The organism is Undibacterium parvum, assembly GCF_003955735.1.
Taxonomy (GTDB): Bacteria; Pseudomonadota; Gammaproteobacteria; order Burkholderiales; family Burkholderiaceae_D; genus Undibacterium; species Undibacterium parvum.
The window spans coordinates 512,281-535,921 of sequence record NZ_CP034464.1 but is presented as its reverse complement, the minus strand read 5'-3'; the positions used below and the strand labels follow the sequence as shown (position 1 = coordinate 535,921).

Below are 23,641 nucleotides of genomic sequence, written 5' to 3'. Positions count from 1 at the left end.
CTGCCTGGGTTTGTCTATGTTGCCAGTTCCTGCTGCGAATATCGTGTTACCTGCCATCCATCCGGCCGCACCTACGCTGGCCTATGAAAAGTTAGAACAAGGAAAAAATTACTGGGTCGTCGACGATGTCTTGCCCAATGCGCAGGAAGTTGCCGAGCGCTGTTTTTCGCATCAGGCCTGGGAATATGGCTTGCCGTATCAGCCTGAGTCCTGGCCCGGCATGCGTTTTCATGGCGCACTGTTGCCCGCTGAGTTAGCGGCGCTAGAACAGCGCGTCAAGAGTTTGATAGGCAAAGATAAAATCTGGATGGCGCAGCCGCCCGGTGCTTTGCGCTTGGATTGCAATGTGGCGCAATTGGTCGGTGCGACCGAAAGTAGCTCGCATCCGCATACCGATAGCCGCAGCCTGTGTCGTTACGCGTGCGTGATTTATCTGAGTCCAGATCCTGATCCTGCGTGTGGCACCAGCTTTTGCCGCCTGCGTTATCCGAATGCTGCGATGGGTGGCAATCTGGTGACTGCCCCTTACAATAATCTGCTCGATGCGCTCAAGGTGCGCGGCTTGCCTATCGAAGCCTGGTATGAAGACCTGAAAGTGGAGAATGTGTTTAATCGCATGCTTTTGTACAAGGCGAATTTAGTGCATTGTGCCAGCGGCTATTTTGGCAAAGAGCTGCGCGAAAAACGCCTGACCACGGTGTTTTTCTGGATGGCAGAGGATTAGATATTCTGATTTGCTGTGCGCAATGCGCATGCGCTCTGCAGGGCAAAATGCCGCCAGCAGGCGCATGGCGCTTGCGTCTAGCTTTTGGGGGCACGCTAAGCGCAGCGGTCTGCCTCGTAAAAGCCGCCAATCGCCCGCAAATAGCGCGCCTGTTTAGTCGTAGATCGATTAAACTTATGGGCTAATTTTTTGTACGTTCAGCTTGTCTACGCAACAGTGGCGCTGGCGTCATCACTGTGTTTGCTTTCCCTATATCTCTATGACCCAACAGTCCGATCTGTACGATCTCTCGGCACTCAGCTCCGAGCAATTTCCTCTGGTGTATGCGATGGCGCTGTTTGATGCGCCTTTAAGCCAGGGCGCGCTGCTGGAACTACTGCACAGCCATCATCAGCCTGATGCGCAGGGCGCACCGTATACCTCGGCCTTGATTAAAGAATGTCTCACTAGCCTGTGCAAGAATCTGCTGGTACGTCAGGAGATAGGCCTGGGGTACATGCTGCGCGAAGATTTGCGGATGGCGGTTTTATTGCATCTGCAGCAGACCGGCACAATCAAGAGTTGGGTCAAGAGCGTGCGCGATTTGCTCAAGCGGCATGGCGAGTACCGCCAGTGGAAACCGTTTAACGTTGCCTTCTGTAGACGCGAAGTGATGTTTTCGGTGCTGGCATCGAATAATCAAGAGGTGATGGAATGGCGCGAAAAATTCTATCAGTGCCCAAGTAATGAGCACATTCCGCCAAGTACGGTGTTTTTCGCCAATGCCGATGGGCTAGCCTTGTTTGCCACGCTGCATCCGGTCAGCCAGGATTTGATGCTCAGTGATTTGCTGGTGGTGGCCAACTGGAAACTCAGTGCCTGTACCACGGCGTATGAATATGCCTGTCAGCATGCGCCTACGCATCTGAAATCCTGGCCCGGCAGCTTAGCCCTGCTTTGCCTGCAAGCCCAATTGCGCGGCGATTTTCAGCAATTATTTGACTTGCAGCTGGGGCTGAGCCCGGTACAACAGCAAGATAGTATGTTTGTCACGGCGTTGCAGCGCGGTGAATTTGCTGCCGCGCTGGAGATCTCCGAAATCCTGATTAAAGTACGTAAAGCGGAAACCGGCAAGCGCAAAATTTTTATCGCCGATTTACCCGGCTTGTTATACACCGTGGCCTTGCTGGCGACCAATACCGCTGCCAGCTTGAAGCGCGCCAAAGAACAAGTCGATGAAGGCGTCAGGCATCAAAATGCCTTTGCCTATTTGTATTTACAACCGCTGGTACATCATCTGGCGTTGGGCGTGCCGCTGGCCATTCCACATAAATTTATACGGGTAGAGCGCGACGTCGATGGTCTGTTTGAAGGTTTGGCACTGTATTGGCAAGATGCGCCTAAAGACAAAAAAATGCACGACAAACTGGTCGATTTGCGCAGCTATTGCCAACGCCTGGGCTATCACTGGGTGGTGGCTGAGCTGGATGTTTTATTGCAGACTCAGTACGGCGATGCAGCGCTACTACCTGACTGGCATGCCGCGCATCAGATCAAGCCTTTGCTGGGTGCGCTACATCGCGAAGAAACCTGGCAGCGCGCTTTAACTGCCTTATCCCAACTGAAATCTGGTGCCGCAGTGGCCGCACCTAGCGGCAGCGATGTGCGCATCGCCTGGTCGCTGGAACTGCAACATGGCTTGGTTCAGCTCGATCCGCGTGAGCAAAAACGTAGTGCCAAAGGGGTCTGGAGTAAGGGCCGCGCCGTGGCACTGAAACGCCTGGCACATGAGCAAGATAGCCTGCCCGGCATGAGCGAGCAAGACAAGCGTCTAGCCACCTGCGTACGTAAAACCTATGACAATTACTACGGCGGCAGCGAGTACGAGATGCATGCCGAAAAAGCCCTGAGCTTTTTGATTGGCCACCCCGCTGTGTTTTGGTCGGATGCGCCGGATGTGCGTATCGACATCATCAAGGGCGAGATCACCTTGCAACTCAAAGAGAAGGGCGGTTTGATTAGCCTGCAGCTAGACCCACCGATGATGGCAGAGGCCGTGGTTAGCTGGCGTAAAGAAACCCCGACTCGCTTAGCAGTGTACGCCTCTAGCCCCGAGATCAAACAGATCGCCGGTATTCTTGGTACAGGTCTGACCGTGCCTAGCGCCGCCAAGGCGCAGCTGGTCGATGTGATCGCTGCGATTGCACCGCATCTGTCTATCCATTCTGATTTACCGGAGTTGGCCCAGCACATCAGCAGCATCCCCGCCAACCCTGTCTTGTTTGCGCATTTACTGCCTTTAAAAGACGGCTTGCGTCTGCAAATTTTGGTGCGGCCGCTGGCCGACGGTGGCTGGTTCGCGCCCGGCAAAGGTTCGGCTAATGTGCTCGGTGAACAAGAGGGGGTTGCGGTGCAAGCGAGCCGCTCTTTAAAAGACGAGCAAAAATCGCTCAAGCAAGTGATTGCCACTTGTAGCGCTTTAGAGCAGGCCGAAGAAAGCGACGAGGAATGGCAATTACAAGATCCAGAACTCTGTCTGGAATTACTTGGTCAACTCAAAGCGCTGCCGGAAGGCGTGTTGGAATTGGTGTGGCCCGAGGGCGAGCGCTTCCGCCTAAAAGGGAGCCGCACTTTACAGAACATGCGATTAACCATTAAGAAGCAGGGCGAATGGTTTGTCGCTGGCGGTGAGCTGACTTTAGATGATGGCAGGGTTTTGGCGCTGCGTGAACTGATGCACTTGGCGGAAGGCGCGACCGGACGTTTCCTCAAATTGGGCGACAACGATTATCTGGCGCTGACCGATAACTTCCGCAAACGTCTAGCCGAGTTGCGTGCCTTGAGTGATTTAGTCGGCAAAGACGGCGTTAGGATTAATCCTCTGGCAGCCCCTGCTCTGGCCGAATTGGCGGCCGAAGTCGGTGAATTGCAAGCCGATAGCGCCTGGCGCGAACAAGTCGTCAAGCTCGATAGTCTGGCCGATTTTGTGACTACCGTGCCATCGACTTTGCAAGCCGAACTGCGCGACTATCAGCTGGAAGGCTATCAATGGCTGGCTAGACTAGCGCATTGGGGTGTCGGCGCCTGTCTGGCCGATGATATGGGTTTGGGCAAAACCGTGCAGGCGCTGGCGCTGTTATTAGACCGCGCCCCGAACGGGCCTGCCTTGGTGGTGGCACCGATCTCGGTGGCGATGAACTGGCAAGCCGAAGTCGCCCGCTTTGCCCCGACTCTGAAAGTGCGCGCTTACCATAGCAATCGCTCGCTGGCGGATCTCGGTCCTTTCGATATCGTGATCGCCAGTTATGGCATGTTGCAGTCGGACGCAGAAGTGTTTAGCGCGCAGCACTGGCATAGCGTGGTGCTGGATGAGGCGCAAGTGATCAAGAACGCCGCCACTAAACGCAGCCAGGCGGCGATGGCTTTGACCGCCGATTTTAAAATGATCGCTAGCGGTACGCCGGTAGAGAACCATCTGGGCGAGTTATGGAATCTATTTCGCTTCATCAATCCCGGCCTGCTGGGATCGAAAGAGCGCTTTGCCGAACGCTTTAGTAACCCGATAGAACGTGGCGATAAACCGGCCCGTTTGCACCTGAAAAAATTGATACAGCCTTTCATTTTGCGCCGCACCAAGACCCAGGTCTTGAGCGAGCTGCCGTCGCGCACCGAGATCACTCTGCAGGTAGAACTCAGTGTGGAAGAGCGCCATCTGTATGAGGCACTCAGGCAAGAAGCCATCATAAAAATCGCCAACTTAAAAACTGGCGACGGCCAATCCTTGCAAGTGCTGGCCGAGATTACCAAGCTGCGCCGGTTCTGCTGCAACCCCAAACTGGTGCTGAAAAATTCGAATGTGGCGGGTAGCAAGTTGTCTGTATTTGCCGAGACGGTAGAGGAGCTACTGGATAATCGCCATAAGGCGCTGGTGTTCAGCCAGTTTGTCGATCATCTGGCGATCGTGCGTGAATGGCTGGATCAGCAAGGGATTTCTTATCAATATCTGGACGGCAGCACCCCGGCACTAGAGCGCAAAAAACGGGTCGATGCCTTTCAGGCCGGGCAGGGCGATATCTTCCTGATCAGCTTGAAAGCCGGTGGCACGGGTCTGAATTTAACCGCTGCCGATTACGTGATTCATCTCGATCCATGGTGGAATCCAGCGGTAGAAGATCAAGCTTCAGACCGCGCCCATCGCATGGGGCAATTGCGGCCGGTGACGATTTACCGCTTGGTGGCGCAAGACACCATAGAAGAAAAAATCATCGCCCTGCACGCGCAAAAACGCGATCTGGCCGACAGCCTGCTAGACGGTGGCGACGCCGCCGGCCGCATGGATACCGCGGCCTTGCTACGCTTATTGAAGGAAAGCGTCTAAGTCATCGCTGTCTAGGATGTCGCGCAGATGTGAGGCTAAATCGCTAGCCTCGTCGTATGGCTTTTTTCTAAAATAGCATACTGCCAGCGCGCATATCCCATGCGGGTTTGCAGCCTGCCTGGCCTGCAGCCCGCATGGGATATGGGCCTCCGGCCTATGCTCATTCTTAGTAATGCCGCTTTGTAATTGTTCAGCTCGCTATACAAAGCCCTTCTCCCGCTCGCGGGAGAAGGGTTGGGATGAGGGTAGTTCAAATTTGCACAATGTTTGATACTTCATAGTGCTAAGCGCAACAGCTATTTGAAGGCAGGCCTTACTCAACCACCCTCACCCCGGCCCTCTCCCGCCAGCGGGCGAGGGAGTGTTCACAGCGGGCTGAACAGTTATGCCGCTTTTAACGGGCTGCGCCATTTCTGTGATGGCGCGGTTCCATCTTGCGCCTAAACCTAGGCCTCTCGCTCAAACCCCCTCTTACGCAGCATGACTGAATTTTTTCAGTGTCTGGAAGAATCTTGCCGTAGAAAAAGGTATCCGTTCGGACTATCTGCGCTTCATCAGCCTGTCATCCTAGCACCTTACTATCTGTGCATAGACTTATATTAAACGCATTTCTTTTTGGTAATATTTTTGATTGGGGTTAGCTTTGTCAAGTTCTACTATCGCGCAGCAGTTTGCAAAAATTTTAGTGTTCTCGTTCGCTAGCTTGGCGGCGCTACATGCCTATGCGGGTGAGCCGCGTACGCTCGCTAGTCAGGTGGCGCTAGAGCGTTCAGCTGCGGATGCGACCGACTTGAAATTTCGTGAGTTTTTCAAAATGCCGATAGGTCCGCGCGGTCTGGAAGCCTCTGAAAAACTACTCTCGCTGGTCGGTAAGCGGGTGCGTATCGTCGGTCATATGGCGCGCCAGGGTACCCCAACTGCCGGCTTCTTTATTCTGGCTGCCTTGCCGGTCACTTTGGGCGATGAAGACGATAGCTTGTCGGACGATATGCCGGCCAGCGCCCTGTTTATTCATCTCGATACCGAGGGCCAGCTCCCAGCATCCGCTCCTGTGCCGTATTACCCTGGCTTGTTGCGTCTGACTGGCATCTTGAGTTTAGGTCCGTATGAAGAAAGTGATGGTCATGTCTCTACCGTCAGATTGCAGTTAGATCCTGAGCTAGTCACGCAGCTTTTGGCAAAGCCTGGCAATCAAAAAAGCGCGGCACTTCAGTCAGAGTTAGCAGTAGGCGTGTCAAATAAGGGTGTCCATTAAGGACGTGAATTTAAGAAGTAGTGAAACCTAGTGAATCAGCCGTATTGAATCAGCCGTATTGAATAAACAGCAGTGAATTAGCAGTATTGAATAAGCCTTAGTGTCAGCACAAATTTAGTCCCATGTTTCTGTAAGTCTTTTTTATTTAAATCACGCCTGCCAATTACGGTTGGCACTTTTTGCACTTTTTAATCCTTTAATTTACCGATGAAAAATTCTATGTTCAAGCATAAAACCCTCAGCCTGATGATCCTTGCCACACTCGGTGCTAGTGCCAGCCTCAGCTTTGCAGCACCGACCATTTCGCGTCTGACGCCACCTAGTAATCCGCTAGTTGCCGGCGCATCGACCTTGGCGCGCTTTTTGCCAGGTCAGCGTTTTGACTTGCAAGCAACGGTGATACCCGAAGCCGGAAAAACGATTACAGCCGTTAGTTTTGCGGTTGATGGCGTACCGGTAGTCGCACCGCTTGCCAATACCAGCATCTTGCCTGCGACCGCGATCAATGTCGCCAAGCCGGGCGCGGTAGCGGCTTCTTTGCGTGCTTACTCAAATAGCACAGTCGGCGTACACAGCTTGACAGCGACCGCCACCCAAAGCGATGGCACTAGCACGGTTGCGACAGGTAATTTTGAAGTGATGCCGATTCTGACTGGCCAAGGACGTACTGCTAAAAACGTGATTTTATTATTGGGCGACGGCATGGGCGCAGCGCACCGTACTGCGGCACGTGTGATGGTGAAGGGGTACGCACAAGGGATGGCGCAAGGCAAATTGGCGATGGATACTTTCCCATTCACAGGTATGGTGATGACGGCATCCTTAAATTCTATCGTGACCGATTCTGCACCAGGTATGGCCAACTATGTCACAGGAAACAAGGCGCAAAATAATCAAGAAGGCGTGTTCCCGGATGACACCACCGATGCTTTCGATAATCCACGCGTAGAGTATTTGTCTGAATACCTGCATCGTACCAAGGGCAAGTCACTCGGTATCGTCACCACCGCCGACGTGTTTGATGCGACTCCTGCAGCGAATGCCGTGCATACCTCGAACCGTGGTAGCGGCACCGGTATCGTGGATCAATATTTGGATGATAGAAGCTTGACTGGCTTAACCGTCTTGATGGGGGGCGGCCGTAAATGGTTCATCCCGAAAAATTCAGCAATCGCGGCGGCCAATCCGGTCAATGTCGGTAACGGCTCAGTGCGTTCTACTTCGAATGACTATGTGTTGCCTGCAGATTTGGTCGCAGGCTGGGGCGCAGCACCAGGCGCCAAGGATCCAAATCGCGATTTGATCAGCGACTTCCAAACTGCCGGTTACGCCTATGCCTCTGACAAAACATCGATGGATGCCAGCGGTACTCCAGACAAGCTGCTGGGTCTGTTTAGCTACTCCAACATGAACGTGGCCTTTGATAAAATCAACAAGCGTCGCGGTACTTCTACCATCGTCGATGACTATGGTTTCCCTGACCAACCTATGCTCGATGAAATGACCAGCAAGGCGATCAGCGTTTTAAATAAGAACAACACAAATGGTTTTTATCTGATGGTTGAGGGTGCATCGATAGACAAACAATCGCATTTGATGGATAGCGATCGCTGGATAGAAGAGACGATAGAGTTTGATCGTGCGGTAAAAGTTGCGCAAGATTTTGCTGCCAGCAATCCAGATACCTTGGTGATAGTAACGGCCGATCATGAATGTGCCGGCGTAGGTATTATCGGTGCGTACACTGGTACTGGTGCCAGCAGCGCCAATGTGGCAACTTACGATGCCGCTAAGTTTCCAAAATACGCGATACAGGCCGACGGTTATCCTTTGACGACTGACGTACCCGGCAAGATGGTCATCGGTTATGCCGGTAATGCAGATCGCTACGAAACCTGGCAGTCGAATGCCCAGCCTAGCCAAGATTCACAGCAGCCTTTCATCGGTGCCGCACCTTTGAACACTTATCCAGTTACTCTGATTGGCCAGCCAAATACACGCAATGTCAGTACTGGCTATCTGATCACGGGTCAGGTCGCTGGTGATCAGGGTGTGCACACTGCAACCGACATTCCTTTGTCGGCCTATGGCCGTGGTGCGATGCTGTTTTCGGGTGTGATGGATAACACCGATGTGTTCTTTAAAATTGGCCAGGTTGTGCTGGGCGGTTCTAAATAAGCTAGCTTAAAACTAAGCGCATTTGAGTCGCTAACGAGCACTGCAACGCAGTGCTCGCCATGAATTTTATTTCCAAGGATAAGCATCATGTTCACACTTGTACAATTAAAACGCAGCTTATTGGCTGCTACTTTTGGCGCAGTCAGCGTGCTTGCAAGTACAGCGCAAGCGGCCGATTACCATTTCGATTTCTCGCAAGCCAATAGTCTCACTAAATATGCCGGCGTGAGTTTTAGCAATGCCATCAATGCCGATATCTACGATGCCAATTTCAACATCATTGGTCAGCACTGGATCACCGACACCGATGTTAATACGCCAGCGGTCGGCCTGGAAGCCATGTCGACTTACGGTTACCAAGGCAGTGCAGCCAGCGGCGTGACCGGTTTGCAAGCACTCTGGCAACCTGTGTTGATGAGCTTCGCTAGCCCGATCTCGCTCTCGTCCTTCTCTTTGAAGCAAGACGATAGTTCTTTCGGTTTTCCCGGTCACACCCAAATCCGTTTTCTGGATGCAAATGGTCAGCAAATCGGTAGCGAAATCGATTACCTCCAAAGCGGCACGGTTAACATCAGTTCAGCAATGGCACGCACCGGTGTCAGTAGCATCATGCTCGCCAGCGGCAAGTTTTACACCAATATCGATGTGATCTCAGCGGTTCCAGAAGCCGAGACTTACGCCATGTTGTTGGCTGGTTTAGTGGTACTGGCAGTCGCCAGTCGCCGCCGCGCCGCTTAATTAAGTTCGCTAAGTTAGTGAGCTGAGCGACACAAAAGGCAGTGTTGCGCGTGCAGCGCTGTCTTTCACATTGCAATCATCTTCCCAAGTTATCCATGATGCGCCGACTAACTCGTTCTCTCGCGTTGACGCTGCTGCTGTGTTACCAGACTAGCTTCAGCCTGGCGATCGCAAACTCACCGCCCGCCATCGAGCAAGAGATACAGTCCTGGCTAGATGAGCAGGGCACGCCGGTGTTTAGCAACGTCAGCAGTGCCGCGCAAAATCTGCCAATAGTGCAAGCACCAGCACAAGCAAAAGCACTTCAGCAAGCGCAGTCAGCAGCACGGCGCAGTCAACGTAAGCCGCTAGCCATCCCTAAGCCGGAACGGGGTAGCTTGGCAAGTCTGCTCAGCGTACCCAATCAGGATTGCCAAAACGCCCCGACGCAAGAGCCTGGCGAAAACCAGATAGAAATGCGTGAGCAGTCCGACGGTACACTTAGTTTCAATAATATTGCGGCCGGTTCGGATCGGCCTCCGTCCAGTCGTATTGCGTGTCCTAAAACAGCGCCGCTGCTCACTCTGCCACCGTCTGCAGCAAGGCAGTTGCTAGCTAGTCTCGATACTTTCAGCAGTCAGAGCGGTTCAGGCATAGAGAAAAATCCAGCCGAGCACGATGCCTTGGAAGATCATTAGATCTGTCAGAAATCTATTCGGCACTAGCCCAGCGCGCATATTTCATGCGGGTTTTCAGCCTGCCTGGCCTGCGGCCCGCATGGGATATGCGCCTCTGGACTATGCTATTTTAAAAGCGCTTTAGTGGCATCTTATCCGCAAATTTTTAGCGACTCAATTGTCATAGTAATGTCATCTTGCTATGGCTGCACGCATCGTATAATGACGCCACTTTTAGATGAATCTAGTTTTTTTCTGATGTGAGCGTGCTAGATCATTGCTTAAACACCGCCGTCAACCTACAGGATTTCCTCAATAATGTCTTTTCAAGCTTTCCATCTCAGGCTGCGCAATATGCTGAGTTATCGTCGCAGTTTTCTACTCGGCGCGATTTTCTTTGCAACTATGGTGGCGATCGGTGCGATACCCGGTGAGGCGACAGCACTCTCTGCCAGGATACCCGACAAACTCTTGCACTTTGTCGCGTATTCTTTTCTGACTTGCTGCATCTTTGGTAGTCTCAAGGGTGGCTTATGGAGCCGCTCCTGGCGCAGCATAGTCTATGTTGGCATGCTGGGCGCCTTGGATGAAAACATACAGCGCTTCATGCCTTACCGTAGTTGTGACATTGCCGATTGGGCCTTCGATATGCTGGCAGCGACGCTCAGTGTGCTGATTTTGTCGCTGATTTATCGACTGCTTAACCCCGTTCCTACATCAGAAGAATTGCTTAAAAGTATTTAATTCGAATCAATAAAAATGCTTAAAAGTATTTAATGTTGCAATGCGGAAAATTAATCAAAGAAAAACATAAGTAAATAGCAAAGGCATTACATTTAGTAACAATAAATTAATAAAACACTCACAGTATATTTGCAGGCTAGATATAATACGCGGCGCTTACCGGTGAGGTTTTTAGATGGTGTATGGCCAGCAGGGGTTGGTCAGCTCCTCATCTTATGAGCGATTTTTGCTTGGGAGGGGAGTCACAAATTTTCTTCTCATGTTTATTGAAAAGCACTTTATTTTTATGTTTCTGTTACAAGCCTGTTCTTACCCGCAGTACCGCTATCTGGGTCTAGTCACTTTTCTTGCTGCCTTGAGTGCCAGTTTTTCTGCAGTTGCAGCATCGGATGACGTGTTTTCCCCTTATCTCGATTTTTCGGTGATCCATGAGGATAATTTGCTGCGCTTTCATGACGCCGCAAGCGCGCTGGCGGTGACGGGCAGTGAAGTGATGGCCGATACCATCAAGCGTACTAGCGCAGGTCTGCGCATCAATAAAATCATCAGCCAACAAACTCTTATTGCCGACCTGAGTATGAGTCGCAATCGCTACAGCCATTTCAGTCAATACGATTATGCCGGTAAAGATGCCAGTGCTAATTGGGGCTGGCAGTTAGGTAGTCATGTGTCGGGTAATCTGGGGGGGAGTTATAGCGAAGGGCAAACCCCGTTCCAGGATTTTCGGGCGATAGAGCCGAATATCAATCGGCAACGGCGTGAAAACTTCGATGCCGCCTGGCAGTTTCACCCTAGCTGGCGGGTGCGCGGCGGCTATAGCCAATATGCGCTGGCCTACGATTTAGCCGTGCTGCAATACAACGATAGAAAACTGGCGACCACCGAGTTTGGGCTCGATTTTGTTCAGCCTACCAATAGCACGGTCGGCGTACAGTTGCGGCATATCCGTGGCGACTATCCAAATAATCTCATCGTCAGTATTTTTTCTGTCGACAATAATTATTCGCAAAATGAGTTCAAAGGAAAAGTCGATTGGCGCGTCTCTGAGACGGCGTCTATCCAGTTCCTTGGTGGCTTGGTGCGCAAAAATTATGATGCGCTGACTAAGCGTAATTTCAGCGGTACCAATTCCAGGTTGGTTGCTAACTGGTCGGCCAGCGCCAAACTCAATCTCAACGTCAACGCCTGGAATGAAGTCGGTTCTAGTAGTGACTTGTCCGCCAATTTCTCGACCAATCGTGGTGTGAGTAGCGACTTGGGGTGGGAGTTGGCTTCCAAAGTCAGAGTCAATGCCTCGCTCAGAGGCGAGCGCAGAGATTACACCGGGGTTGCCGCAGTAATTGGCGCGCAGGCGTTGGAGCGTAAAGATAACTATACCGCTGCGAGTATAGGCCTCAGTTACATGCCGATACGCCATTTGCAATTGAGTGCCTCACTTGCCAACGAGGCGCTGAGCTCTAATTTTGAACGCAATGGCTATCGCGATAATAAATTGCAGTTTAACGGTCGTTACGATTTGGGTCTGGATTAATGAAAACCAGTAATAATGTTTTTGCGGTTGCCCTGCATAACCGCCTATTGGATCCATTGGTGATTTTAGGCAGTTTGTACGCCAGTATGCTGGCCTTTGACGAGCGCCTTAATGGCTATTATCTGGTGTTGGGGATCATCACGTTTTTCATTTGCTCTTATGTGTTTGAGCAAGTTGATCAGCGTCGCTCTTTTGACAAAATTACGCTTTGGACCATCACGCGTGAGATTATTGTCGAGTGGATTATCATCGTAGCGGTGATCCTGTTTATGGGCGTGGCAACCGGTTTAGCGTTTCAGTTTTCTGAACCAGTGGTCGAAGTGTGGTTCGTGATCGCACCGCTCGCTTTGATCGCTACCAGGTCTATCCTGCAAAAAATAAACGCCAACCTCAACGAGGGCGGCGGTCAACGTTCTGCCGTGATCGTCGGGGTCAATGAAGTCGGCTTGAAACTAGCGCGTCGCACTTCGGAATACCATAACGTCGATATCAATGTGCACGGTTTTTTTGATGACCGAGATATTTCACGTCAAACATCTGCTGAAAAAATTCAGCCTCTGGGTGGTATGGCCGATATTGCTGCCTATGTGCGTCAACATAACATCAACATCATTTACATCAGCCAGCCTATCTCCGCGCAGCCACGTATCTTGCAATTGCTGGAAGACTTGCAAGACACCACCGCCTCGATTTATTTTTTGCCAGATATTTATGTGTTCGATCTGATACAGCCGCGCTTTGATTATGTCGGCGGCATGCCGGTGGTAGCGATCTGCGAATCGCCGTTTACCGGTATCGATCACATCATCAAACGCAGCAGCGACATCGTGCTGGCTTTGGCGATACAAATTTTATTACTGCCCATCATGCTATGCATCGCGCTGGCGGTAAAGCTCACTTCACCTGGTCCGGTTATCTTCAGGCAACGTCGTTATGGCTTAGATGGGGAAGAAATCATGGTGTATAAATTTCGCTCTATGGCGGTGTGTGACGATGGTGACAATATCGTGCAAGCCACCAAGGGTGACCTGCGTGTGACCAAACTGGGCGGCTTTTTACGCCGCACTTCGCTCGATGAATTGCCGCAATTTATCAATGTCTTGCAAGGGCGTATGAGCATCGTTGGGCCGCGTCCGCATGCGGTGGCGCATAACGAGCTGTATCGCAAGCAAATCAAAGGTTACATGCTGCGGCATAAGGTCAGACCAGGCATTACTGGTTGGGCGCAAGTGAATGGCTCACGCGGTGAGACCGATACCTTGGATAAGATGAAAACCAGAATCGACCTGGATCTGGATTATTTGCGACGCTGGTCGCTGATGCTGGATTTAAGCATCATCTTCAAAACTGTCATGGTGGTTTTGAAGCGTGAGAATGCCCACTGAAGTTAGTTGAAAGCGGGATAAATTTGCCGCTGGGCAAATAGGAGATTTTTGTTTTTTGTGCAACAATGCGGCTCGCTAAATTAGTCCCTCAGTCATTGCACTTAGGTCAGCCTTAAAAGGTCGCCAAAACAAGCTCTGCTTGTGCGGGTGTTGTGAGTGCATAACAACAGATGTAAAAATTAGTAGGGCTCTATACATGCCTTACCAAGATAAATTTTAAAGATCGTTTAGGAGTGAAATTTTGATGCGTACGACAATTGAAATGCCTGCAGCACTGACTACAGCCACCCCGGGTACGCGACTCTTGTGCAGTGCCTTAATTGCGCTTGCTGTGCTTGGTCTGTCAGCATGTGGCAGCAAAGAAAAAGCACCTGGTCAAGCGATTGCCAAAGTCAATGGCGATGAGATTACCGTACATCAACTGAATGAAGAATTGCAAAGACTGGGCGGCCAGCAAGGCGTCACCAATAAGCAAGTGCTAGAAGCGCTAGTGGATAGGCAGTTGATTTTAGGTGAAGCCTTAAAAGAAAAAACCGATAGAGATCCAGCCGTAATGCAGGCGGTAGAGCGCGCCAAGGCGCAGATCTATGTACAAGCCTATCTGCAAAAGAAAATCGGCAACAGCGCCAAGCCAAGCAAGACGGATGTCGATAGTTTTTTTGAGAAAAATCCTGATCTGTTCACACAGCGCAAACAATACGATTTAAAAGAACTGGTGATAGAAACAAAAAACTTCAGCCCTGAGTTAAGCGCGATGATGGATACCGCAAAATCTCTGGATGAAGTCGCTGCGTGGTTAGAAGCCAAAAATATTCAGTTCAGTCGCGCCCAGATCTCACGCACCAGTACCGATCTGCCAGCCGAGATGATCAAGTCGCTCAAGGGCATGCAAAAGGGTCAGTTATTTACCATCAAAGAAGGTGGTCGTAGCTTGCTGGTGTCGCTGCACGAGATTAAAGATGCGGCAGTAACAGCCGCAGTCGCAGCGCCGCAAATCGAACAATTTTTGATTAGTAAAAAGAATAAAGAAGCCAGCGAAGCCGAACTGGCGCGCTTGCGCACGACCGGCAAGATTGAATATCTGAATGCAGAGATTATCAATAAAGGCCAGCCTGCGGATGCCGCACCAGCTTCGGTCGCTAGCAATGTGGCAGTTGCTCCAGCAGCCAATGCAGTCGCAGCCAACAAGCTAGAAAATAAGCCAGATGATGCGGTTATCAATCGCGGCGTAGCAGGTTTAAAGTAATTCAATTCATAGCGCGTACTTTGATTTTTACCCTGCAGTTTAAATAGGAAATTGTCATGATCAAGAAATATAGGTTGGCCATAATGGCGTTGCTGCTAGCGGCTTGGATGAGTTTAGGTTTGGCGGCAGATGTGCAATTGGGCGCAGGCGATGTTCTCAAGATCACGGTCTACGATCACCCTGATTTGTCTTTGGAAACCAGGGTCAGTGAAGCCGGAAGTATTTCTTATCCTTTGATCGGGCAAGTGACAGTAGGCGGTATTTCTTCGGCCGCTGCGGAGAAAAAAATTGCTGGTCTGTTAGAGGGGGGCAAGTTCATCCGTAATGCGCAAGTGAACATTATCGTGACCGTGATGCAGAGTCAGCAAGTCTCGATACTGGGGCAGGTAAACCGCCCAGGGCGTTACCCGATAGAGGGGCGTCGCAGTATTTTAGAGATACTGGCATTAGCCGGTGGTGTGAATAGCGAAGCAGGCGACACCGCCACACTAGTGCGCAATCGCAATGGGAATTCGAAGAAAGAAGTGATCGATATCCTGGGTATGGTACAGAGCGGCGATCTAGCCTTGAACGCAGAAGTATTGGCGGGCGATATCGTCTACGTCGCCAGAGCCCAGAAGTTTTATATTTACGGCCAGGTGCAGCGCCCGGGCATGTATCGCCTAGAGCGTGGCATGACCGTGTTGCAGGCCTTGTCGGTTGGTGGCGGTTTGAACGCACGCGGTACCGAGCGCGGCATACGCATCAAACGCAGCGATCTGAGCGGCGTCATGCAAGAGATACCGGTCAAGCACGATGATCTGATTCATACCGACGATGTGGTCTACATACAAGAGAGTTTGTTTTAGTTCTGAGCTGGCGCAGTGCTAGAGCGATGGTAGCGCCGCAAATGCATAGCGCCACCAGCGCGCAGCGCGTATCCAATAATGCAGTAATCAGGCGCAGATGTGATGCGCTTCATTTAGTTTTGAGAGTAATCAAATGAATTTCACCCAGTTTCTACTTATCTTACGCGCTCGCTACAAGATCATCCTGATCACCTTACTGGTGACAGTGACGACCACGGTAGTCGTTAGTTTGCTATTGCCTAAGACCTATAAGGCGACAGCCTCGTTGGTACTTAATTTTAAAGGTGCTGATCCTGTCACTGGCATGATATTGCCAGTGCAGTTAATGCCCTCTTATATCGCAACCCAGGTCGATATTATTAATAGTCGGCGCGTCGCATTAAGAGTGGTTGATGATCTTAAAATGGCAGAAGGCGCAGCCGTGCAAGCGCAATTTATGGATGCGACAGAAGGTAAAGGCAATATCCGTGACTGGTTGGCAGATTTGTTGTTGAAAAAGGTGGATGTCGCACCTTCGCGCGAGAGCAGTGTGCTCGAACTGAGCTATAAGGGTAATGATCCGCAGTTTGTTGCCGCTGTCGCCAATGCGTTTGCCGCCGCCTATCAGCAGGTGAGTCTGCAACTGAAAGTGGAACCATCGCAAAAGGCCTCGGGCTATTTTATTGAGCAGATTAAGCAATTACGCGAGAAGCTAGAAACGGCACAAGCTAAGTTGTCTAGCTATCAGCAAGAACATGGCATTGTCAGTGCAGACAATCGTCTGGATGTAGAGTCTGCACGACTCAATGAATTATCCAGCCAGTTAGTGATGGCGCAAGGCCAGTCTATGGAGGCTGGTTCGCGTCAGCGTCAGGCACAAAGCGCAAATGGAGCCTCCCCAGATGTATTGGCAAACCCTATCGTACAAAACCTGAAGGTGAGTCTCTCGATGGCAGAAGTTAAGTTTGCGGAGACTTCACAAAAGCTTGATAAAAATCATCCGCAGTATCAGGCCGCAAAATCAGAAGTGGATAAATTGCGCTCTAATCTAGATGATCAAATTAAACTGGCGAGTAGCGGTGTAGCAGGTAATGCACATATTTTCCAGCAACGTGAGGCCGAGATCCGTGCCGCCTTAGCCGCACAAAAAGCCAAGGTCATGGCATTGGGTGGTGCGCGTGATGAGATCAAGGTCTTGGTCAATGAGATGGAAACAGCGCAACGCGCTTACGAAGGTGCATCACAGCGCTTTAATCAAACCAATATGGAAGGGCAGTCAAACCAAACCGATATCGCGGTCTTAAACCCTGCGGTAGCGCCACTTGATCCTGCTGGTCCTAAAGTGTTGCTCAATACCCTTGCATCTATTTTTCTGGGCACGATGCTCGGTCTAGGTTTTGCGATGTTGGCAGAGCTGATGAACCGCCGCGTCCGTTCTGCCGATGATCTGGTTGAAGCCTTAAAAGTTCCAGTACTGGGCGTGGTGCAATGGACGGCACCAAAGCCTCGGAGTCGTGGTTTATTTAACCGGGCTTTAAAAAACAATTTAAGTACTAATTGAGTCATGGACCAGCAAATGAACCCGCAAAATCAAGTCAATCCAATTAGCCCGGCGGCAGTAGTACGCCCGCTTAATCCTGCTAACGCCGTGCGTGAATCAAGCATGGGCCGTATCTTGCTCGATATGGGTAAGATCAAGCCCGAAGATGCCGAGCGCATCTTGCGTCAGCAAAAAGAAAAAAACATGCGCTTTGGTGAGGCAGCACTTAGCCTTGGCTTAATTACCGAAGTTGATATTCAACAGGTATTAGCGCGCCAATTTGATTACCCGTATTTGCCAGCAGGGCAAGGTAATTTTGCGCCGGAACTGGTCGCCGCTTACCAGCCATTTAGCCCGCAGGTTGAAACCTTGCGCGCCATCCGTAGCCAGTTAATGTTGCGTTGGTTTGCCAATGGCCATAAATCACTGGCGATCGCCAGCGTTAATCCGGGTGAGGGTGCTAGTCTGTTTGCCGCTAACCTGGCGGTAGTGTTCTCGCAATTGGGCGAGCATACCTTGCTGATCGACGCCAACCTGCGACAACCGCGCCAACATCAGATTTTTAATCTGAGTGGCAAGCAAGGCTTGTCTGATGTGCTGGTTGGCCGTGCTGATCTGAACGCGATTTCTAAGGTTAATTCCTTTGTCGATCTGTCTGTCTTGCCAGCAGGTACGCTGCCACCCAACCCACAAGAATTGGTGAGTCGTAGCTCTTTTAATGCACTGAGTGTCAACGTCGAAAGCCAATTTGATGTCGTTATCTATGATGTCTGCGCCTTCTCTTCTGGTGCTGATGCGCTGGCAATTGCAGCACGCGCCGGTGGTGTATTGCTGGTGGCGCGTAAGAACACCACCAGTCTGGCAGACATTAGCGCGGTCGCTGAGCAGTTGGCACGTATTGGCGCTGAAGTCGTTGGCTCGGTGCTGGTCGAATACTAATGGATCAAGTTATGGCAGCGAGCGCCACCAAAACCAGTAACCTAGCCAATAGCATCGTGTGGAAACAGCAGATCTTCGCCTGGTGGCCTATCTTAATTGGTATGCTGCTGCTCTATGTGCCTAGCTTCTATGATCTAGGCAGAGGTTTGTGGAGCACCGAAGGCTATGCGCATGGTCCGATCATTCTGCTCTTATCGCTTTGGCTGATTATTAAGCAATGGCCGCTGATGTTGCAAGCCGCCGCGGATAAACGTGGCGCGGCGCTAGGCTGGCCGATCGCTGTGATTGCGCTGCTGCTGTATATTATCGGGCGCTCGCAAAGCATACAGATGTTTGAGATTGCCTCTTTTATCGGCTTATTGCTTGCTCTGATACTGATCGTCTATGGTAGCCGCGCGCTAAAAGTACAGTGGTTTCCTTTCTTTTTCATGTTGTTCATGATCCCTCTACCGGGGGCGCTGGTGAGTGCTCTCACTATGCCCATGAAAATGGCCGTGTCGTATGTCACTGAGAATATTTTGTTCTGGGCTGCTTACCCGATTGCCCGCACTGGCGTGATTCTGCAAATCGGCCAATACCAATTGCTGGTGGCCGATGCCTGTGCAGGTTTGCAAACTTTGCTTACCTTAGAGGCGCTGGGTCTGTTTTACCTCAACATCGTCAAACATACCTCGGCTTTTCGGAATGTCGCCTTAGCGATATTGATTATCCCTATCTCCTTCACTGCCAACGTGATCCGCGTCATCAGCTTGACCTTGATTACGTATTATTTTGGTGATGCTGCAGGGCAGGGCTTCTTGCATGGTTTTGCGGGTATGGTTTTGTTCATTACTGCCTTGTTGCTGATTATCTCGGTTGATTCGGGCTTGCAACTGATCGCTAAGGCACGCAGCACTAAGACCCCAGCAAATAAAGGTGTAGCAGCATGAAGCCAAGCATGAAGCCAACAATGATCGCCAGCCTGATCTTAGGCAGCCTGATGGCCATGTCTGCCGCTGCCACCAAACTCATAACACCGACCAACTATTTGTGGCAAAGCCTGCCAGCTTTAGAATTGGCGCAAATAATTCCAAGTCAGTTTGGCGAGTGGACGGAAGAGAAAAATCTCAGTTCTGCAGTCATTAATCCACAGACCGAAGCGAGCTTACAAAAAATTTATACGCAAACGCTGTCGCGTACCTATGTCAACCAGGCGGGCGAGCGCATCATGCTCTCTATCGCCTATGGTAAAGATCAAAGCGACGCGGTGCAGGTGCATTACCCAGAGGTCTGTTATCCGGCGCAAGGGTTTCAAGTGACATCAAATCGCTTAGGCGTGTTGGCAACCGCTAGCGGTAGCATTCCGGTAAAACGTCTAGAGACCAATTTATCCAATCAGCGCTATGAGCCAGTTACTTATTGGACGACAGTGGGTGATGCGGTCATCACCGATAAAACCAGTAAAAAAATTGCTGAAATGCGTTATGGGATGAAGGGGTTGATACCTGATGGTTTACTGTTCCGCGTTTCTTCGATCGATACAGATAGTACGCATGCATTTAAAACCCAAGAAAGCTTTGTCAGTATGCTTTCTACGGCCTTAGCCTCTGATAGTAAGCACCGCATCATGGGCCTGGCGCAATGAGCTTGGCTGCAAGAACTAAGAATGCGATCAAATGGAGTGCGATCGGGACGATAGCGCGTTATGGCCTTCAGTTAGGCGCACAGATCGTCTTGGCGCGCTTGTTGGGCGCGGATAGCTACGGTCTGTTCGCGATGGGCATGATCGTTATGACGTTCAGTAATTTTTTGGCTGATTTTGGGTTTGCCTGGGGTCTGGTGCAAAATCAAAATCTTCGCGAGGAAGATATTCGTTTCGCCTTTACCTGGCAATTGATCTTTGGTTCTGTCGTTGCCGTTGGTGTTTATCTGCTTGCGCCTACAGTTGCCGCTTATTTCAATGAGCCGCGCCTTGAGCTTATCGTTCGCTGGCTTAGTTTGGCGTGCGTGATTAACGCAGTATCGACGCCATCGACTAATTTACTCAGACGTAATCTGGATTTTAGGACGATTAACATCATACAAGTGAGTAGCTACACAATTGGGTATCTCTTGATTGGCGTCCCTTTAGCCTTTAGCGGTGCCGGTGTCTGGTCCTTGGTTGCTGCCTGGTTGTCGCAGGCTGTATGTGGTTTGGTCTTTACGCTGGTGCGCAGGCCGCATTCTGTCAGGCCTTTGTTTTGGTATGACGGGGCTTCGGCTTTATCCGGTATCGGTTTTACCGTATTTGTGACGAATATCTTAAATTGGTTTCTGAATAATATCGATCGCGTTCTGTTAGGCCGCTTTCTCAATGCGCAAGCAGTCGGTCTGTATAGCGTTGGCTATAACCTCGCGATTACTCCAAATGCTTTTTTTCTTGGCGCTTTGCAGCCTGCTTTTTTGTCTGCCGGTGCTAAGTTACAGACTGAACCCGGGCGTTTGCGCGCGGCTTATTTATCGGTGATCGGCCTTGTGTGGGTCTTGATAACGCCTATGTTCGTCATGTTTGCAATGCTTGCGGATGATTTAGTCGCACTCTTGTATGGACCAAAATGGGTATTTTCAGGCCAGGTACTGTTCACCCTCGCGCTGGCCATGCCTGCCTATATTACCTGGGGCATGTCGACCCCAATTTTGTGGAATACCAACCGCAAGCATTTTGAAAGTTTGCTGCAACTACCTATTTTATTGCTTGCAGGGGCAGCGTTTTATGCGCTTGCCAGTCAGGGTGTCGCAATGGTCGCGCTGATTGCCGCTGCCAGCTTATGGGCCAGGGCTATCGTAATTATGTCTGCGGCATGTTTTCAATTAAAATTTGGAATATCAGATCTATTGCCGTTCGCGCTACGTGGCTTGCTCATGAGCCTGGTCGCAGTTGTTGGCACTTACGCAGGGCTTGCTCTCTCTCATGCAGTAGGCGCTAACCACTTACTAACACTGACACTAACAGGACTTTTTGGTAGCGGTTTATTGATCGCTGTCGTTGTGGCTTGCCCAGATATTTTGGGACGAGCTGTGCTCGATATGCTGATGCGTTTTAGCCCAGCGCAATTTCGACCAATTATCAGTAAACTCACTCCAAAATTCAGGCAAGGGGCAATGAAGGATGCTTGAATTTATATCTGTTTTTGTCTATGGCTTAGTTGCTTTTTTACTGCCAATTGCGATGGTCGTCACTCTGGCAGCCGCGCTACATTGGGGGCAGCGCCGTGAAAATGGCTTGATGCCCTATTTATTTTATCCTGTGTTACTGATTGTTGCCGTCACCATTCTGCTATCCGGCAGAAATCTATATTTGATGTCTGATTTGGCATTGGTCGTCACAGTTAAACATCCAATTGCATCTTGGATCTCTAGGCTTACGTCCGTCATCATGTTAGTTGTCGCAGGTGAACGCATACTAAGACGTTTTTTTATATTGGTGCCGTCGGAGAATGCATTAAAACCCTTAGTCTTTGCATTTTGCTTTTACTGTTTTACGAACGTCTTCACGAGTGCGCTGTTGGCCGAGCACACTTCCTTTTCTCATGACTATTTTTATATGGCGATAGCGGGTGGGGCGGTGTTATTTGCAAGTAAGCGTGATGGCGATGTCGCTATTATTAGCGCTCGCAACGCCTTATTCTGTTTATTAGTATTAAGCGCGCTATGCATCCTGGTAAAGCCAGAACTCGTACTTAGTCGTGATTACCAGGGATATATACCGGGCTTACGCTATCGTTATGCAGGCCTAAGTAATCATGCCAACGCATTTGGCCCATTGGTGGTGGTGTTTTTGATGTGCCTGTGGATACAGCCGTTTAAACGCGCCTGGTTGACTAACTTTAGTTGGATGCTTGGTGCATTTAGTTTGTTGCTAGCCCAGTCCAAAACGAGTTGGATTGCTTTCATACTTTGTTTTATTTGCTTAGCTTATTTTGGGCACCGTGAATTTCTGAAGCAACGTTTGTTCGACTTTAGACGTCCAAATTTCTTGATAGGTATTTTGCTTTTGCTTATGGTCGTGGCGATGGCTCTGTTCATACTCATTATGTTTGGTAGTGTTGGAGATAAATTAAACTCTTACCTAGTTAGTCGCGCTGGAAATGATCTTGTGAGTATGACGGGGCGTAATCAAATCTGGGATGTCGCTATTCAAGAGTGGAAAAAATACCCAATTTTTGGATATGGCTTAACGATATGGAATGACGATTTTCGTGCTCAAATTGGCTTGCCCGCGGCCTTTCACGCACATAATCAATTTTTTCAAACGTTGGCTAGTGCCGGTCTAGTTGGGGTGGGCGGTTTGATTACCTATGCAGTGATGTTATTTCGCTATACCTTGAAAACAGCAGAGTCTAGCAAGGGCCTGTCCGTTGCGTTGTTTGTCATGATCTTTATCCGTTCGATTAGTGAGGTGCCTTTGGCTATGAATAGTTTTGGTCCTGAGCAAATGGTACATTTATTGATGCTAATGGTGATTGTTGCAAATATTAAGCGAGAGAGCCCGATCTTGAAGATGAATACTGCTCCCCTGCACACTTCGCTAACACCAGTCAGGAGTTTTAATTGATGCTGTGTTCAGTCATTATCCCACTCTACAACAAGGCAGCGTTTATTGAGAGCACACTGCTATCTGTGCTTAATCAGACCTACCAAAACTTCGAGATCATCGTTGTTGATGATGGATCAAAAGATGATGGTGCGGCACGTGTGTCGGCGATTGATGATAGTCGGATTCGGCTAATTAGCCAGAAAAATGCCGGTGTCTCCGCAGCCCGAAATGCAGGAATAGCGCACGCTAAAGGCGAGATCGTTTATTTTTTAGATGGCGACGATTATTATCACGCCAGTTACTTGCAGACTGTGATTTCTATGGCCAGTCGTTATCCAGAAATGACTTATTTTGCGACGGCCTATCGACGTGTAAGCGGCACTGGTGACGAGACTAAAGTCTGGAGTGTTGGTGATGTGAATGACTGCCTGCTCGTGAACGATTTTTTTGATCATTGGCGGCGTTATGGGGCATTCTTATTCACAGGATCCGTGGCGATACGCCGTTCTTCCTTAATTGAGTTGCAGCCCTGTTTCCCGGTTGGGGAGTCTATGGGCGAGGATCACGATCTTTGGTTTAAATTGGCAGAGCGATATAGTTTGGTTTATTGCCCGGCACCCTTGGTTGCCTATCGCATAGACGTTGCTGGCAGTTTATGTGCCAGCAATCAGGTCAGTGGACTGTGGCCTTCATATGCGAGACTAGAACAGCGTGCCCTGGGTAAGCAGTTGCCGAATCGAATAAGAACATCCGCGTTGCGATTGGTTACCGAATCGAGAGTAAGCATGGCTCGTACCAGTTTGATTGCCGGACGACGCAAGGACGCACTCGCTCAATTGTTGGATGCCTGGCGCGGCGTCGGTCTAAAACGGTGGTGGCTTACTTTAGGGATGAGTGTTGTGTGCAGCGCTAACATGGTTAGCCGTTGGGAGAAATGGAGACGAACATGTTAGATAAATTTTTTGT

Annotated in this window: 18 protein-coding genes; all 18 read left to right on the top strand. The window is 50.2% G+C overall.

The window, feature by feature from the left end; translation table 11 throughout:
• Positions 1-16 precede the first annotated feature (16 nt).
• The 18 genes from EJN92_RS02370 (at position 17) to EJN92_RS02285 (ending at position 23,628) form a co-directional block, all read left to right on the top strand.
• A complete protein-coding gene (locus EJN92_RS02370) occupies positions 17-724 on the top strand; it encodes a DUF6445 family protein (protein ID WP_126126358.1) in 708 nt (235 codons plus the stop codon).
• Between the two features lie 259 nt (positions 725-983).
• Positions 984-5,081, top strand: a complete 4,098-nt coding sequence (locus tag EJN92_RS02365; protein WP_126126357.1) for a DEAD/DEAH box helicase — start codon at positions 984-986, stop codon at positions 5,079-5,081.
• A gap of 643 nt (positions 5,082-5,724) precedes the next feature.
• Complete coding sequence (locus EJN92_RS02360) at positions 5,725-6,336, top strand: hypothetical protein (RefSeq protein WP_227869668.1); 612 nt, start codon at positions 5,725-5,727, stop codon at positions 6,334-6,336.
• Between the two features lie 219 nt (positions 6,337-6,555).
• On the top strand, positions 6,556-8,514 hold the full coding sequence (locus EJN92_RS02355; protein ID WP_126126356.1) for an alkaline phosphatase: 1,959 nt from the start codon (positions 6,556-6,558) through the stop codon (positions 8,512-8,514).
• Between the two features lie 87 nt (positions 8,515-8,601).
• Complete coding sequence (locus tag EJN92_RS02350; RefSeq protein WP_126126355.1) at positions 8,602-9,252, top strand: PEP-CTERM sorting domain-containing protein; 651 nt, start codon at positions 8,602-8,604, stop codon at positions 9,250-9,252.
• Positions 9,253-9,347: 95 nt separating this feature from the next.
• The gene (locus EJN92_RS02345) at positions 9,348-9,929 is read left to right on the top strand and encodes a hypothetical protein (protein ID WP_126126354.1); all 582 of its coding nucleotides are present in this window, start codon (positions 9,348-9,350) and stop codon (positions 9,927-9,929) included.
• A gap of 297 nt (positions 9,930-10,226) precedes the next feature.
• Positions 10,227-10,652: a VanZ family protein gene (locus tag EJN92_RS02340; RefSeq protein ID WP_126126353.1), complete on the top strand. Its 426-nt coding sequence runs from the start codon at positions 10,227-10,229 to the stop codon at positions 10,650-10,652.
• 286 nt (positions 10,653-10,938) lie between these two features.
• Positions 10,939-12,183 carry an XrtB/PEP-CTERM-associated polysaccharide biosynthesis outer membrane protein EpsL gene (gene epsL, locus EJN92_RS02335; protein WP_157984300.1) on the top strand — a complete coding sequence of 415 codons (1,245 nt, stop codon included), beginning with the start codon at positions 10,939-10,941 and terminating at the stop codon, positions 12,181-12,183.
• On the top strand, positions 12,183-13,568 hold the full coding sequence (locus EJN92_RS02330; RefSeq protein WP_126126351.1) for an undecaprenyl-phosphate glucose phosphotransferase: 1,386 nt from the start codon (positions 12,183-12,185) through the stop codon (positions 13,566-13,568). Before epsL ends, EJN92_RS02330 begins: the two co-directional genes overlap by 1 nt.
• A gap of 244 nt (positions 13,569-13,812) precedes the next feature.
• Positions 13,813-14,814 (top strand): EpsD family peptidyl-prolyl cis-trans isomerase, encoded by a 1,002-nt coding sequence (locus tag EJN92_RS02325; protein WP_227869806.1) that lies wholly within the window; start codon positions 13,813-13,815, stop codon positions 14,812-14,814.
• A gap of 56 nt (positions 14,815-14,870) precedes the next feature.
• Positions 14,871-15,662, top strand: coding sequence for a polysaccharide export protein EpsE (gene epsE, locus EJN92_RS02320; RefSeq protein ID WP_126126350.1), 792 nt, complete (start codon positions 14,871-14,873; stop codon positions 15,660-15,662).
• 133 nt (positions 15,663-15,795) lie between these two features.
• The gene (gene epsF, locus EJN92_RS02315) at positions 15,796-17,202 is read left to right on the top strand and encodes a chain length determinant protein EpsF (protein WP_126126349.1); all 1,407 of its coding nucleotides are present in this window, start codon (positions 15,796-15,798) and stop codon (positions 17,200-17,202) included.
• 15 nt (positions 17,203-17,217) lie between these two features.
• Positions 17,218-18,120, top strand: a complete 903-nt coding sequence (epsG, locus tag EJN92_RS02310; RefSeq protein ID WP_126126348.1) for a chain length determinant protein tyrosine kinase EpsG — start codon at positions 17,218-17,220, stop codon at positions 18,118-18,120.
• The gene (gene xrtB / locus EJN92_RS02305) at positions 18,120-19,049 is read left to right on the top strand and encodes an exosortase B (RefSeq protein WP_227869667.1); all 930 of its coding nucleotides are present in this window, start codon (positions 18,120-18,122) and stop codon (positions 19,047-19,049) included. The genes epsG and xrtB overlap by 1 nt, the downstream gene beginning before the upstream one ends.
• A gap of 8 nt (positions 19,050-19,057) precedes the next feature.
• Entirely contained in the window at positions 19,058-19,744 is a 687-nt protein-coding gene (gene epsI, locus EJN92_RS02300; RefSeq protein ID WP_126126347.1) for an exosortase-associated protein EpsI, B-type, read from the top strand.
• Positions 19,741-21,255, top strand: coding sequence for a lipopolysaccharide biosynthesis protein (locus EJN92_RS02295; RefSeq protein ID WP_126126346.1), 1,515 nt, complete (start codon positions 19,741-19,743; stop codon positions 21,253-21,255). The genes epsI and EJN92_RS02295 overlap by 4 nt, the downstream gene beginning before the upstream one ends.
• Complete coding sequence (locus tag EJN92_RS02290) at positions 21,248-22,693, top strand: O-antigen ligase family protein (protein ID WP_126126345.1); 1,446 nt, start codon at positions 21,248-21,250, stop codon at positions 22,691-22,693. Before EJN92_RS02295 ends, EJN92_RS02290 begins: the two co-directional genes overlap by 8 nt.
• A complete protein-coding gene (locus EJN92_RS02285; protein WP_227869804.1) occupies positions 22,693-23,628 on the top strand; it encodes a glycosyltransferase in 936 nt (311 codons plus the stop codon). Before EJN92_RS02290 ends, EJN92_RS02285 begins: the two co-directional genes overlap by 1 nt.
• Positions 23,629-23,641 lie beyond the last annotated feature (13 nt).